1 protein-coding gene is annotated in these 326 nt (G+C 38.3%); it reads right to left on the bottom strand.

Annotated elements, in window-relative coordinates:
* Positions 1-34: 34 nt before the first annotated feature.
* Positions 35-286 carry a bacteriocin class II family protein gene (locus EIZ39_RS26260; RefSeq protein WP_003549751.1) on the bottom strand — a complete coding sequence of 84 codons (252 nt, stop codon included), beginning with the start codon at positions 284-286 and terminating at the stop codon, positions 35-37.
* Positions 287-326: the final 40 nt, after the last annotated feature.

The raw sequence follows: 326 nt of genomic DNA, 5'->3' as shown, positions 1-326 counted from the left end.
TATTTTTTGCCTTTCACATTTTACTCAAAAACAATTAATGATGTCTATGACGCGTTAAATAACTTACACATGCTGCTGAGCCTTTGATAACGCCCATACTCCCACCGAAAAGAGCACCACCCAATGCACCAACTGCCTGACCAACTGCAGTTCCAGTAGCTGCACCGCTAACTGCACCCCAAGCCGTTGATCTACCAATTTGACTAGCACAATGTGCTACTTTAGGATTTCCTCCACCAATTACATAACTCAATTTTTCTTCATTTAATACCATTAACTTTTCCATTTTAGTTACCTCCTAAATAACTACTTTTTGAGATTTTTAT

Source organism: Ammoniphilus sp. CFH 90114, assembly GCF_004123195.1.
Taxonomy (GTDB): domain Bacteria; phylum Bacillota; class Bacilli; order Aneurinibacillales; family RAOX-1; genus YIM-78166.
This window is presented reverse-complemented; position numbering and strand designations above follow the sequence as displayed.

Bases quoted from the DNA above. Each gene is read 5' to 3' on its own strand.
- EIZ39_RS26260 (WP_003549751.1), bottom strand. From the start codon at position 286: ATGGAAAAGTTAATGGTATTAAATGAAGAAAAATTGAGTTATGTAATT.